Below are 13,793 nucleotides of genomic sequence, written 5' to 3'. Positions count from 1 at the left end.
ATTTTAAGGGCTTTGGGGTGGCCCGGTCTGTGACAAATGAGTCAAATTATGGGAAATAAGGGAAATGGCACGCTAATTGCTATTCCGGGAGGGCAGCTGATCGTTTTTTTACCACGCAATTTATAATGATCGTTAACTTCAGGAGGTAATGTATGGCAACACATCGCGGTATCAACCGAACCACAGTGCTTTCGTTTGTATTATGCATCTTTATTCTGCTCGGGACCGTTTCCATGGTCCAGGCCAAGACATTCCGGTTCACCTGCCAGAATGTCAATGCCATGGAGCATCCCGGGTGGCAGGTGATTGCCCGGATGGCCGAGGATTTGAAACTGATGAGCCAGGGACAGATTCTCATTGATCAGGTGGGGCCGGGCGGCCTGGTGAAATCCCCCCAGACGTTTGAAGCCACCGGGTCCGGGGCCATTGACATGGCCATCACCTATGGGGCCTACCACGGCGGCATCGTGCCCGTGGCTGCCACCAGTTTTGCATTGCCCGGAGATCCCAGGGACATGTGGGAAACCCTGAATTTCTATTATGAAGAAGGGGGTCTGGATTTTCTGCGGACCCAGTATGCCAAACACGGGGTGTATTATGCCGGGGCCATGGTCTGGCCCGGTTACGGCATGTTCTCCAGAAAAAAAGTGGAAAGCCTGGAAGACATCAGAAATCTGAAAGTCCGGGCCGCCGGTACCATGGCCACCATGCTGCACCGCATGGGGGTTTCCACCACGTTTATCCCGTTTGCCGAGATTTATGTGGCCATGTCCCGGGGGGCCATTGATGCCACGGTCAGCGGGTCCCATGCGGAAAATTATCTCCAGAACCTGCACGAAGTGGGTAAATTTATGGTCGTACCGGATTTTTCCGGTGTCCAGACCCTGGAAGTGCTGGTGAACAAAGGCAAATTCGACAGCATGCCCGAACATCTTCAGGCCATGTTTGAAACCGCGATTCACCGGGCATCTCTGGATTTTACCCGGACTTTCATGCAGATGGAGAAAAGAGCGGAAACCGATATGCTGAGCGCCGGGGTTACCAAAGTGGAACTGCCCCAGGCCACGGTGGATGAAATCAAAAAAGCCGCCGATGCCATCTGGGATGAAGTGGGAGAAAAAGATGAATTCTCTGCCCAGTACATTGAAATGATCCGGACTCATCTGAAAAAACTGGGTTACTGATAGATACCCGTGGATGCCAAAATGGCGCTTTTCAGGCAGACATATGATCCTGGAAAGCGCTGTTCTTGCCGGATGACGATATATATCCATTCAACCTGCTTACACATTGCGGAGGAATATGCAGAAACTCAAACAATTCATTACAATTATCGGAAGCATGAACCGGGGGCTGGGGAGGATCTCCTCCTTTGTGCTGATGCTGATCATGCTTTTTTTATGTTATGAGGTGGTGATGCGCTATTTTTTCAACTCCCCCACCATCTGGGTCCATGAGCTTTCCGGATTTTCCTTTGCATTCTACCTGGCTTTGACCGGCCCCTGGCTTCTGGAGCGCAAAGAACATGTGAGCGTGGACATTGTCTACAGCAGATTTCCGCCCCGTTTCCGGCTCACAGCGGATATCATCGCCTATCTGGTGTGTCTGATCTTTTTTGTGGTCCTTTTCTGGGTGGGCGGAAAAGACATGCTGCATGCATTCAAGATCAATCAGCATTCCTACACGGTCTGGGGTCCGCCCCTGGGACCGGTGAAGCTGTTTGTACCGATTGCCGCGGTGCTGTTCATTCTTCAGGCACTGGCAGGTATCTGTGACGTCATCGTGAAATTCAGGGAGGAATCTGCCAAATGAGCCCGGTACTGATTGTTTTGTTGATGTTTCTGGCCTTAGTGGTGCTGTTTGTTCTGGGCACGCCGGTGGCATTTGCCCTGGGAACTGTGGGCCTGACCTTTATTATTACCATTTTAGGGCCGGCCAAGCTGCAGATTCTGCCCCATGCCGTGTTTGCCCAGATGTCCGGGGAGGTGCTGATTGCCATTCCGCTGTTCATCATGATCGGCAGTCTGCTGGATAAGTCCGGGATTGCCGATGACATGTTCGAGCTGATCTACAAATGGCTGGGCCCCATGCCGGGCGGGCTGGCCGTGGGTACGGTCCTGGTGTGCGTGGTCATCGCCGCCATCGTGGGGATCGTGGGGGCGGCCACCGTGACCATGGGGCTCATTGCCCTGCCGGCCATGCTCAGCAGAAACTACAAAAAAGAGATTGCCATCGGGTGTATTTCCGGCGGCGGGGCCCTGGGATTTCTCATTCCTCCCAGCGTGACCATGATCGTGTATTCATCGGTCACCGGGGTCTCCATCGGCAAAATGTTTTTAGGCGGGATTCTGCCGGGACTGTTGCTGGCTTCCTTGTATATCATCTATATTATTGTGCGCAGTTTTGTCCAGCCCGGCATCTGCCCGGCCATTCCCAAAGAGGAACGGGCCACCTGGACGGAAAAGTTTCTGGCCCTCAAGGGGTTGTTTCTGCCGTTTCTGCTTATTTTCTCCATCATGGGTACCATTTTCATGGGCCTGGCCACGCCTACAGAAGCGTCGGCAGTGGGCGCACTGGCCGCCATCGGTGTGGTGGCCCTCCACGGCAAGCTTTCCTGGGATGTGTTTTCTTCGTCTCTTTACAGAACGGCCCGGCTGGGCAGTATGGTGTTGTGGATCATCATCGGATGCCTGGCGTTTTCCACGGTGATCAATTCTCTGGCGCTGCCTGCATTTTTAACCCAGGTCATCAAGTCGGTGGGGATCAACCCCTGGACCGTGCTGGTTGCCATGATGGCCAGTCTGTTTTTCCTGGGCATGGTCATGGATGATCTGCCCATCATCATGATCACCACCCCCATCTATGTGCCCATTATCACCAGTCTGGGGTTTGATCCTTTGTGGTACGGGATTCTGTTTATTCTGAATATGCAGATGGCGTATTTGACCCCGCCCTTCGGGTTTGTTCTGTTCTACATGAAAGGGGTGGTGCCTGAAGGGATCTCCATGGGCGATATCTACCGGTCTGTGGGGCCATTTATATTTCTCCAGGCCATCGGCCTGATCATTGTCATGCTGTTTCCGCAGATTTCTCTGTGGCTGCCTTCACTCATGGGATAAATGAAATGATGACAACACAAAAAAATAAAGTGATGACCCTCAAAGAGGCGATCAACCGATATGTTACTAATGGGTGCCACCTGTCCATCGGCGGGTTTACCCTGAACCGTAACCCCATGGCGGCCGTGCATGAGATTATCCGGCAGGAAAAAAGAGACCTGCATGTGTATGCCCATTCCAACGGCCAGGGCGTGGACGAGCTGATCGGCGGCAGGTGTGTGTCCCGTCTGGAAATCGCTTATGGAGGCACGGGCAAGTTCATGTCCACCTGCATCCGGTTCAGGCAGGCGGTTCAGGAACAGACCATTGCCGTGGAGGATTATTCCAATTTTCAGATGACCCTGCGGTTTCTGGCCGGGGCTATGGGAATTCCCTTTCTGCCGACCCGGTCGTCTCTGGGAACGGACATCATCGAAAAATGGGGGTTTTCACAAGAATTCAGACATAAAGACCCACGGATTCCCAACCAAAAGCTGGTGGTGGCGGCCAACCCGTTTGACGGGTGGGGGGAAACTGAAAAAGTGGTGCTGGTGCCGGCCATCAATCCGGATGTGACCATCATTCATGTGCAGACGGCTGATGTCAAAGGCAACTGCCGCATGGAAGGGCTCACCTTTGCCGATGTGGAGCAGGCCAAAGCGTCCCGGGTGTTGATTATCACGTGCGAGGATCTGGTGGATGAAGATTATCTTAAAACCGAACCGGACAGAAACCAGATTCCGTTCATCCATGCCACGGCCGTGGTCAAGGTGCCGTTCGGGGCATACCCTACGGCCTGCTTCCAGTATTACGACTATGATCCCGTGTATATGAAGGCGTATGCCCGGGCCGCCACGGATGACACCGTGTTTGCGCAGTTTTTGAATGACATGGTGTTTGCGCACAATACCCATGCCGATCTGCTGGACCATGTGGGCCGGCACCGCCTGGAATCGATTCTGGCCGACCGCGGCTGCGGATATGCCAAAGACCTGGACCGGAAATAAAGGAGTCTGTGACCATGGAGTATACATTAAAAGAGCTGATGACCATCTGTGCGGCCCGGGAGATCAACAACGGCGATATCGTGTTCTGCGGTACGGGCATCTCCATGCTGGCGGCCATGGCTGCCAAGAACATCAACGCCCCGGAAAGCGTGATTTTTTTTGAAACCGGGGCCATTGATTCCGAGCTGGCCCACATTCCCCTGGCCGTGGCCGATCCCCGGATCATGTATCACACCTCGGCCAACGGCGGGTTGATGGATGCGTTCTGCACCATGCAGAATCCGTTTGTGGGCCAGCGGGTGGTGGGCATTCTGGGGGCAGCCCAGATCGATATTTACGGCAATCTCAACTCCACGGTGATCGGGGATTATGACGCCCCGGATGTAAGATTTTCAGGCTCCGGCGGGGCCTGTGACGTGGCCTCGTTTGTGTCCCGCAGCATTATTTTCATGAAAATGGAGAAGCGGAAATTCAAGAAAAAACTGGATTATCTCACCAGCCCCGGGTATCTGGACGGGCCGGACGGCCGCAAAAATGCGGGCCTGCCACCGGGTGGCCCTGACAAAGTGATCACGGACATGGGGGTGATGGGATTTGATCCGGACACCCGGCAGATGATCCTGCTGGGCTGCTTTCCCGGGATCACCCCGGCACAGATTCTGGATCACATGGAGTTTGAGATCCGCACGGACCGGGCTGTGGAAATTGATGTGCCCACACAGACCGAACTGACCCTGTTGCGGGAAAAATGCGATCCCCATGGGTTGATTCTCTGATCCGCCGGAGTTCAGGCTTTTAATACAAAAAACCGAACAGGTACAGCGGAATTTCCCGGCGGCTGCCGTACAAGATATCATCTTTGACCAGATATGCCTTGTTTTGAAGATGCTTGATCTGTTTCCCGGTTTTGGATCTGCCGCCGATTTCAAACACATGTTTGTTGACTTCAAAGTCGCCGGCCGGGCTGTAATAAATATTTTTCCCGGCATTTTTCAGCATCTTGATGAAAAAGATCTCCCGGATGGTTCCGGTCTTGGATGCATACCCGATTTCGCTGATGATGGCGTGGTACAAGTCTGGATTATCCAGATAGATTTTTTCCGTGTGCTTGAGCAGGTTGCTTCCGGCTCTGTTTTTTGATATCCGTTCGACCATGCCGGTTTCTTCAAGCATTTCCAGATAATTGTGGATGGTTTTGCCGTCTAGGCCAATATGTTTGGCAATACTGTTTTTGTTGAGTTCTCCCGGCGGGGTGGTGGCCAGATAGGACAGAATGCGCTTGAAACTGGAAAGGTTTTCGGTTTTCAGTTTATAAAAATCGGCGATGTCCTCGTAAATGGTTTTCTGGATCACCCGGATTATTTTTTGATGATATGTTTTGGTATCTTCCAGAAAATAGGGATAATAACCGCATCCCAGGTATTGTTTGAAATGGCCTTTGAGTTTTGGAATACCGCCCAGTTGGGATTGGATCTGTTCCTTTTTTTCGATGATCTGATCGAAGGTAAAGAACCCCGTATCGGCAATGCCGTTGAACAACAGATATTCTCTGAATGACATCCCGCTCATGTGATAGATGACACCCCTTCTGGACAGATCATGGGTGCCTTTAATCAAGTCCATGCTTGAGCTGCCGGAAAATATAATTTTTATGTCCGGATATGCATCGTAAATGTTTTTGATCTCCTGGTTCCAGTTGGGGTATTTGTGAATTTCATCCAGGAAAAAATACCGCACCCCGAATTCTTCATACAGGTCATCGACAAAATCCATCAACAGATGTGTTGAAAAATATAAATGATCAACCGATACATAGATGCATTGCGACTTGTTCTCGATTTTTTCGTTGATGTATTGCAACAGCAATGTGGTTTTGCCTGTTCCCCTGGGACCTATCAGGCCGGTCAGGCGGTTTTCGGTGTTGAATCTGTGGTAAATATAGCGGTGTTGAAGGTGTCGGGTGCTTTCTATCAACCGCCGGTAGGTTTCCATGAAACGGTGTATCATCGGAATGTACTCCTGATTTTTTATTGTTTTTGTGGAGTATATTCCAATAAAATTGAATTGTAAAGATTGGTTACTTTTTTTCATTCCTTAAGTCACGTCAAGAAACCGCCCGTGGCATTGCTTTATGATACGTACATGTTAAAACAAAAAGGGGTATCCGGTAACGGTTGCCTTTTTTGCACCAAGGTTTCATTTGTCGATTTTTCGATATATAATTCACGGGCAAAGATGAACTGTGACCGGAAAAATTATTTTGAAAGGGCAGCGCATGCTTTCTGACCGCAAGGTGTTTGTAAACGGAAAATTTATTGCCTGGGACCAGGCCTGTATCCATATGATGAGCCACAGTTTTTCCAGAGGAGCGGCAATTTTCGAGGTACTGAGTGTCCATGACACTGAAGACACAGGCCCTTGTGTGTTCCGGCTGGATGCCCATGTGCAGCGCCTGTTTTGCAGTGCCGCGGCCCTGGACATGGTGCCGGGCCTGTCTTCGCAAGCAGTGGCGGCAGGAGTGTGCGAAACGGCGCGTGAAAACGGCATCCGCCAGGGGGCTGTGAAGATATTGGGATACAATCCTGAGATCGCTTTTGACATCCTGCCTTCGGTCAACACCCTGGACATTGCCGTGTTTGCCATTGACCCGGCCCGGGACCTGGGCCGGCGGCGGGTGCCGGCAGCAGACGGGGCAACCTTATGCGTTTCCTCATGGCGCAAGCTGGATCCCGGGACCGTCCCGGTCGAGGCCAAGGCAGCGGCCAATTATCTCAATGGCATGCTGGCCCGCCAGGAAGCCGGAAAAAAAGGGTGTGACATGGCAGTGATGCTGGATACCCAGGGATTTCTGGCGGAAGGGGCCACGGAATCCATTTTCCTGGTCAAAGACGGCCGGATTATGACCCCGGCCCTGGGAACCGTTCTGGACAGCATTACCCGGAACAGTGTGATCACCCTGGCAAAGACCCTGGGCATCCCTGTGGCAGAGGCCCGGCTATCTCCGGATCTGCTCGATACGGCCGAAGAGATTTTTTTCACCTGTACCCCCATGAAAATGCTGCCGGTTAAAACCTGTGGGCAGCGCACCCTGTCCCCCGTGCCCGGGCCCGTGACCCGGCAGCTGGCAGACTTGATGGCGGATGTCACATCCGGCCGGAACCGGCGGTTTGCTGACTGGCTTTTTCCGGTTTCCTGATCCGGAATACTGTAAAAAGGCGTTTGAACATATCCACTGCCGGACCGGGATGCGGTTTCTTTGATTTTTTCCTTGACAAACCGATATGAATCTGAGATCGGTGTAAAAAGACTGACTTTTAAAAGACTGACCTTTAGAAAGGACCCTATCCATGCCCGATTGTTTGCAGGACGCAGTGATCCGCAAGGAGCGGGTATCTGATCAGATCCGGACCGTGTTGAAGCAAGCGATTCTGGACGGGCATTTCAGGCCGGGGGACAAGTTTCCCCCGGAAGTGGAAATCGCGGCCAAATACCGGGTGAGCAAGGCATCGGCCCGGGAAGCGTTGCGGGAAATGGAGGCCGAAGGCCTGATCCAAAAGAAAAGAGGGGTGTTCGGCGGCAGTTTTGTGGCGGCCCCGGGTCCGGAAAAGATTATGGATGTGGTCACCAATGCCTATCTGTTCGGGAATGTCACGGCATCGGATCTGGCCGAGCTGCGGCGGATTCTGGAGCCGGGCCTGGCAGCCCTGGCCGCAGACCGGCGCACCGAAGACGATCTGGCTGCCATGGCCGAGTGCATTGACCGGGTGGCGCAATCCATCGATGCAGGTTCCCCGGACCAGACCCGGGCCATCTCCTTTCACACGCTCATTGCCGATGCCTGCCACAATCCGTTTATCTCCGCACTCATGGCCTCTCTGGTCCATGTGTTCCAGCAGGTGCTGGCCAAAACCCCGGACATGGAAACTGCAAAACAGGACCTGACCTACAACCGCCTGTTTTATGAATGTATCCGGGACCGGGACACGGCCCGGGCCGCCAGTGTGATGGCGGATCATTTCGACACCCTGGACGGGATGATTCAAAAAGAGGCGCAAAATAAACAATCACCGCCTGAACCATAACCAGGCGTAACGGTCAACCCGAGTTAACAAAAAAAGGATGGCATGTCATGAAAAACAAGATTGCAAGTCTGATGCTGGTTGTCATGTTCTTCGCTCTGGCCCTGCCCGGTATCTGCCTGGCGGCCTGGCCCAAAAAACCCATTATGATCATGATCCCCTGGCCGGCGGGAAATGACCCGTCCACCATGGTGGCTTCTGCCATGGCCCCGGTGATGTCCGATGAACTGGGCGTGCCGGTGAAAGTGGTGAACAAGCCGGGCGGCGGTGCGGTCCTGGCGACCAACGAGCTGAGAAACAGCCGGCCGGACGGGTACACCATGGGCCTGATCTCCATCGGCCCCATGATCACCCAGGTGCTCCGGGGAAAAACCCCTTACGCGAATGAGGATCTCAAGCCTCTGGGGCTGGTGTGGTCTTCACCATTCACCCTGGCGTGCCGGGCCGATGCCCCCTACAATAATCTTAAGGAACTGGCGGAATACGGCAGGACCCATGAACTGAAACTGGCCCACTGGGGCCTGGGAGCCGTGCCCACCCTGATTGCCATGAACGCAGGCAAAATCGGGGGATTCCAATGGAAAGAGACCGCTTATAAAGACCTGAACCCCCTGCTGGTGGTCAAAGGGGATGCAGATGTGATCACTTTTTCCATCCCCGGTATCAAAGATTATGTGGAATCCGGAAAAATGAAGATCCTGGCCTGCATGCTGCCCGACCGGCTCCCGGATTATCCGGATGTTCCCACAGTGGCGGAACAGGGGTTTGGCGATGCCTATTCCATCTGGTTCGGTGCGTTTGTAGCGGCCCAGACCCCGGACGATATTGCCGATCAGCTCAGTGACACCTTTTTCAAGGTGATGGCCCGGCCGGAAATTCAGAAAGTGATCCAGAATGTGGGCGTGATTCCCCATCCCACCGGTCCTGCGGCAGCCAGAAAACAGATGGACAGTGAGCTGGCTAATTTCGGTGCCATTATGAAGGATCTCGGGATCATTGAATGAAACCCAACACCCTGAACAGCCGAACCCATGATCTGCTGGGATCGGTGCTGGGTATTGCGGCCCTGGCCCTGCTGGTGGTGTCCCCCTGGCTGGTGGATACCACGGGGCCGGATCCTTTCTACAAAGGGCCCCTGCTGTTTCCATTGATCACCCTGGGCCTGATCCTGGCAGGGTCAGTGCCGTCATTGATACGGCTGGTCAGACCCGGAGATGCCCGATGGTACCTGGACGGTCTGGGCCGGCCCGTGCGGGCCGCAAAAGTGCTGGCCTGCCTGGTGCTGTTTCTGGGCAGCCTCGTGGTCTTCGGCCTGGAAATATCCACCCTGGTGTTTCTGGCAGCGGCCCTGAAGCTGGTAGGCCAGGATTCCCGGCTCAAGATGATCCTGGTGCCGCTGCTGGTGACCGTTATCCTGACAGTCATATTCAAGCAGTTTTTAGGGGTCTGGTTTCCTGAACCGCTGGTAATGGGTTTTTTCACGGAGTAGGTCATGTTTGAGCATATGTTGGACGGGTTTTATGCCGCGTTTTCCCTGGCCAATCTGGCCGCCCTGGTTTTCGGGTCGTTTGTGGGGGTGGTGGTGGGAATCCTGCCGGGCCTGGGGCCCATGGTGGGGATGGTGGTGCTGCTGCCCTTCACCTTTTCCTTTCCTCCGGACATTGCCCTGTCCCTGCTGCTCGGCGTATTCTGCGGCGGATATTTCGGCGGGGCCATCCCGGCGGTACTCCTGCGCACGCCCGGAGTGCCTTCCTCCATTGTCACCAGTTTTGACGGCTATCCCCTGACCCAGAAGGGCCAGGCCCAGGCGGCCCTGTCCGCAGCCCTGCTGGGGTCTTTCGGGGGCGGGGTCATCAGTGTGCTGATTCTCATGTTTCTGGCCCCGGTCCTGGCCCATGTGGCAGCCAGTTTCGGGCCGCCCGAGTATTTTACCGTGGCCCTGTTCGGGGTGGTCCTGGTGGTAATGGCGTTCCGGTCCCAGCTGGGACGTGGTATCATGCTTTTGGGCTTAGGATTCTGGTTTTCCACCGTGGGGATCGACGGCACCACCCTGAGCGAGCGGTATGTGTTCGGGACCCTGGCCATGCAGAACGGCCTGGATATCGTGCCCATCTGCCTGGGGCTGTTCGGCATCGGCCAGACACTGATCCTGGTGGAACAGAATATCATGAAAACCGACCATGTGCACCTGAGCCGGTCCACCCTGGATTTTTCCCAGCTGTGGGCCGCGCTGAAATATTGGAAAACCCTGGTCCGGTCCGGGGTGATCGGCACTTTTGTGGGACTGCTGCCCGGCACGGGGTCGATCCTGGCTTCTTTTATGTCCTATGATACCGCCAAACGCCTGTCCCCTGAAAAAGAGCGTTTCGGCCACGGCACCCCGGAAGGATGCATCGCCTCGGAAGCCGGCAACAATGCCGTGCCGGCCGGGGCCATGATCCCGCTGCTCACCTTAGGCATCCCCGGGGATGCGTTGAGTGCGGTGCTGCTGGGGGTGTTTACCATCAACGGTATTTATCCGGGACCATTGCTCCTGGTCAAGGAACCGGTACTGATTTCCACGTTGTATTTTTCCATGCTGCTTATCAATGTGGCCGCCTTTGCCATGCTCATGATCTGGCTGCGGCCCTTTGCCATGATCGTGAAGGTGCCGGGGCGCCTGCTGGCCGTGGTGATCATGGTGATCTCCATGGTGGGGATCTATGCGGTGAACACCCGGTTGTTCGATGCCGGGGTGGCCGTTGTCATGGGGGTGCTGGGGTATGTGCTGCTGCGGATGGGCTGGCCTGTGGTGACCCTGGTGATGGGGGTGGTGCTGGGAGAGATCATGGAAAACCGGTTGCGCCAGACCCTGAGCCTGGGGGACGGCAGCCTGATGATCCTGTTCCAGCGGCCCATCTGCCTGGTCCTGCTGGCCCTGACCCTGCTTACCATTGCGGTCCCTCTGATCCGGGATTTCCGCAAAGCCCGGAAAAAGGCCCGGCCACCCTCTTAACAACACCCATGGCCTGAAAGACCACCGCAAACAATGACCCTGCATGCAGACCGCCATCAAATATCCGCTTAACACTTAACACTTAAAACTTTCACCCAAACAACAAGTGCAACACCCCTATCGTTAAGAAACATCTGCAAGGAGAAAACAAATGAGTTATCCCACCATCTATCCCACGGGCACCACGGTATATGATCCCCAAAAGGCGTTTAACGGATACACCCTGTTCCAGGCCAAGGAGCTGGGTGCCCTGCTGATCGACATGAACGGCGGAGAGGTCAAACTGTGGAAAGGCCTGCACGGGTTCCCCAACAAGCTGCTTGAGGGCGGGTACGTGATCGGACACACCGGGGAACGCAACACCCGGTACAGCATGCAGGACTACCGGGACCTGATCCAGGTGGACTGGGACGGCAATATTGCCTGGGCGTTCAACCAGTATGAATATATCGAGGACCCGGGAGAAGACCCTCAGTGGATGGCAAGGGTCCATCACGATTACCAGCGCCAGGGCAACCCCGTGGGGTATTACGTGCCCGGGATGCCGGCTGAAACCGATCAGGGCAACACCCTGATTCTGGGGCACAAAAATTTGGTGTGCTCCAAGATTTCGGACAAGCCGTTGCTGGACGACGTGATCTACGAGATCTCCTGGGACGGGGATATCCTGTGGGAATGGGTGTGCAGCGAGCATTTTGACGAATTCGAATTCCGGGAGGATGCAAAGAACATCCTGTGCCGGGATCCCAACATGCGGCCCTGCGGCGGGGGCATGGGGGACTGGATGCATCTGAACAGCATGTCGCTTCTGGGTCCCAACAAATGGTACGACAGCGGAGATACGCGGTTCCACCCGGACAATATTATTGCCGACGGCCGGGAGACCAACATCATCTTTATTGTCAGCAAACAGACCGGGGAGGTGGTGTGGAAGGTGGGGCCCGATTATGATTATACGCCTGAGAGCCGCCTGGGGTGGATCATCGGCCAGCACCACGCCCACATGATCCCGAAAGGCCTGCCCGGAGAGGGCAATATCCTGGTGTTTGACAACGGGGGATGGGCCGGGTACGGCAGCTGCCATCCGGGCAGTCCCACAGGTGCCAAGAACGCGTTGCGCGACTACTCCCGGGTGCTGGAGTTCGACCCGGTCACCCTTAAAATCGTGTGGCAGTACACCCCCCACGAGGCCGGACTGGTGCATCCCACGGACAGCAACCGGTTCTACAGCCCATTCATCAGTTCGGCCCAGCGCCTTCCCAACGGCAACACCCTGATCACCGAAGGCAGCGGCGGCCGGATCATCGAGGTCACCGCGGCCCACGAACGGGTGTGGGAATATATTTCCCCCTACTGGGGCCGGCATTTCAAGATGAACATGGTCTACCGGGCTTACCGGTATCCCTATGCATATGTCCCCCAGCAAGATCCACCCAAAGAGGTCGCCATAGAGCCGCTGGATATCACCACGTTCCGGGTGCCCAATTCACAGCCCAAAGGCCCCCGGTCTCAGGTATCTGTGGCAGGGGTGCTGCCGTTCCAGAGTTCCTCGGCCCTGTGTGTGGTATCTGATACGGACGGCGGGCTTGCTGATAAAAAATGATCCGGTATACCGCCGGTTTTTGGGGCATGAAATGAATAAGAATAACCCAGGGAACCCATTGATGAACATGACATTGTTTTCCGCCACCGGGTGTGTCCGGTGCCGTATGGCCGCGGTTTTCATGGATGAACGCGGCATGTCCTATGAAAAAGAAGATGCGCTTGGCCAGGGAAAGGACGTTTTCAAACAGTTTTATCGGGAACACCGGAGTGCGGTTACCCGGGGGCCGGACGGGATCGCGTTTCCCATCCTGTTCACCGGTGACACGGTTGTCCAGGGCCTGGGGCCGGTACTGGCATTTTTGCAGGCAGGCGCAGCGCTGGAACCGTTCGTGACCCTGGACCACTCCCCCCATGGATGGATCAGCGGGCTGGACCTGTCTGCCCGGCCCCTGCCGGATGGCTCCGATCTTCTGGCTGTGCTTCGGTTTCTCAAGCAGAAACGCCTGAACATCCAGATGGAGGCCTGCGGCAGAAATCCCCATATCCTGACATCCGTGATCACGGAAGGGCTGTGCGACAAAGTGGTGTTCACCCTCCATGGCCCGGCATCCCGTTACGAAGATCTCACGGGCCTGCCCCTGGATGAAGCAGACCTGTCGGCCAGCCTGTCTTTGCTCACATCGGTGAAAGACTATACCATTCTTCTGCCGGTCCGGCCGGTGTCCACGTCCCAGGGGCCGGGGGTATCCATCACCCCGGAGGAGGCGGGCCAGGCCGCACGGCTGGTGGAAACCGCCACAGGCAGCAAAAAACACCCGTTTTTCATTCAGCCAGCGGCCCCTCGGGAGGAAGGTCTGGAACCTCTGACTGCCCCCCGGTTGTTCAAATACCGCACCCTTTGCCGAAGGTTCATGGTGATGGCCGATATATGGAAGCCGGCATGATCCGTCCCGCCAGTGGATTTGCCGGGTCAGCCCCCTGCTATTGACAGTCCTGACTTATTCCAGTATTTTGAAATCAGGTTCAAATGGTTCCTGTGTCATGTAAACAAGCCGACAAGGAGGCTCCC

General features: G+C 55.1%; 13 protein-coding genes. 12 read left to right on the top strand and 1 reads right to left on the bottom strand.

Features of this window, described 5'->3' with window-relative positions:
- Nucleotides 1-152 precede the first annotated feature (152 nt).
- From dctP to DPO_RS11080, 5 genes are all read left to right on the top strand, one after another.
- A complete protein-coding gene (gene dctP / locus DPO_RS11100) occupies nt 153-1,184 on the top strand; it encodes a TRAP transporter substrate-binding protein DctP (RefSeq protein WP_006965990.1) in 1,032 nt (343 codons plus the stop codon).
- A 118-nt stretch (nt 1,185-1,302) separates the two neighbouring features.
- A complete protein-coding gene (locus DPO_RS11095) occupies nt 1,303-1,812 on the top strand; it encodes a TRAP transporter small permease subunit (RefSeq protein ID WP_006965988.1) in 510 nt (169 codons plus the stop codon).
- Nucleotides 1,809-3,119 (top strand): TRAP transporter large permease, encoded by a 1,311-nt coding sequence (locus DPO_RS11090; protein WP_006965986.1) that lies wholly within the window; start codon nt 1,809-1,811, stop codon nt 3,117-3,119. The genes DPO_RS11095 and DPO_RS11090 overlap by 4 nt, the downstream gene beginning before the upstream one ends.
- 5 nt (nt 3,120-3,124) lie before the next feature.
- Nucleotides 3,125-4,105, top strand: coding sequence for a CoA transferase subunit A (locus DPO_RS11085; RefSeq protein ID WP_006965984.1), 981 nt, complete (start codon nt 3,125-3,127; stop codon nt 4,103-4,105).
- A gap of 14 nt (nt 4,106-4,119) precedes the next feature.
- Entirely contained in the window at nt 4,120-4,881 is a 762-nt protein-coding gene (locus DPO_RS11080) for a CoA-transferase subunit beta (protein ID WP_006965982.1), read from the top strand.
- Nucleotides 4,882-4,900: 19 nt separating this feature from the next.
- Here the strand turns inward: DPO_RS11080 and DPO_RS11075 are convergent, their stop codons facing one another.
- Nucleotides 4,901-6,112, bottom strand: a complete 1,212-nt coding sequence (locus tag DPO_RS11075) for an ATP-binding protein (protein ID WP_006965980.1) — start codon at nt 6,110-6,112, stop codon at nt 4,901-4,903.
- Nucleotides 6,113-6,380: 268 nt separating this feature from the next.
- Here DPO_RS11075 and DPO_RS11070 point away from each other — a divergent pair, with 268 nt between their 5' ends.
- The 7 genes from DPO_RS11070 (at nt 6,381) to DPO_RS11040 (ending at nt 13,668) form a co-directional block, all read left to right on the top strand.
- A complete protein-coding gene (locus DPO_RS11070; protein WP_006965978.1) occupies nt 6,381-7,301 on the top strand; it encodes an aminotransferase class IV in 921 nt (306 codons plus the stop codon).
- 151 nt (nt 7,302-7,452) lie between these two features.
- On the top strand, nt 7,453-8,187 hold the full coding sequence (locus tag DPO_RS11065) for a FadR/GntR family transcriptional regulator (protein WP_006965976.1): 735 nt from the start codon (nt 7,453-7,455) through the stop codon (nt 8,185-8,187).
- Between the two features lie 47 nt (nt 8,188-8,234).
- The gene (locus tag DPO_RS11060; RefSeq protein ID WP_006965975.1) at nt 8,235-9,188 is read left to right on the top strand and encodes a Bug family tripartite tricarboxylate transporter substrate binding protein; all 954 of its coding nucleotides are present in this window, start codon (nt 8,235-8,237) and stop codon (nt 9,186-9,188) included.
- Nucleotides 9,185-9,673 (top strand): tripartite tricarboxylate transporter TctB family protein, encoded by a 489-nt coding sequence (locus tag DPO_RS11055; protein WP_006965973.1) that lies wholly within the window; start codon nt 9,185-9,187, stop codon nt 9,671-9,673. The genes DPO_RS11060 and DPO_RS11055 overlap by 4 nt, the downstream gene beginning before the upstream one ends.
- A gap of 3 nt (nt 9,674-9,676) precedes the next feature.
- Nucleotides 9,677-11,179 carry a tripartite tricarboxylate transporter permease gene (locus DPO_RS11050; RefSeq protein WP_006965971.1) on the top strand — a complete coding sequence of 501 codons (1,503 nt, stop codon included), beginning with the start codon at nt 9,677-9,679 and terminating at the stop codon, nt 11,177-11,179.
- A 151-nt stretch (nt 11,180-11,330) separates the two neighbouring features.
- On the top strand, nt 11,331-12,782 hold the full coding sequence (locus DPO_RS11045) for an aryl-sulfate sulfotransferase (protein WP_006965969.1): 1,452 nt from the start codon (nt 11,331-11,333) through the stop codon (nt 12,780-12,782).
- 61 nt (nt 12,783-12,843) lie between these two features.
- Nucleotides 12,844-13,668: a thioredoxin domain-containing protein gene (locus DPO_RS11040; RefSeq protein WP_006965967.1), complete on the top strand. Its 825-nt coding sequence runs from the start codon at nt 12,844-12,846 to the stop codon at nt 13,666-13,668.
- The last annotated feature ends 125 nt before the right edge of the window (nt 13,669-13,793 follow it).

Origin of the sequence: Desulfotignum phosphitoxidans DSM 13687 (genome assembly GCF_000350545.1) — a bacterium.
In the GTDB taxonomy this organism is placed as follows: domain Bacteria; phylum Desulfobacterota; class Desulfobacteria; order Desulfobacterales; family Desulfobacteraceae; genus Desulfotignum; species Desulfotignum phosphitoxidans.
The sequence above is the reverse complement of the archived record's forward strand: the minus strand, read 5'-3'. Positions and strand labels throughout refer to the sequence as shown.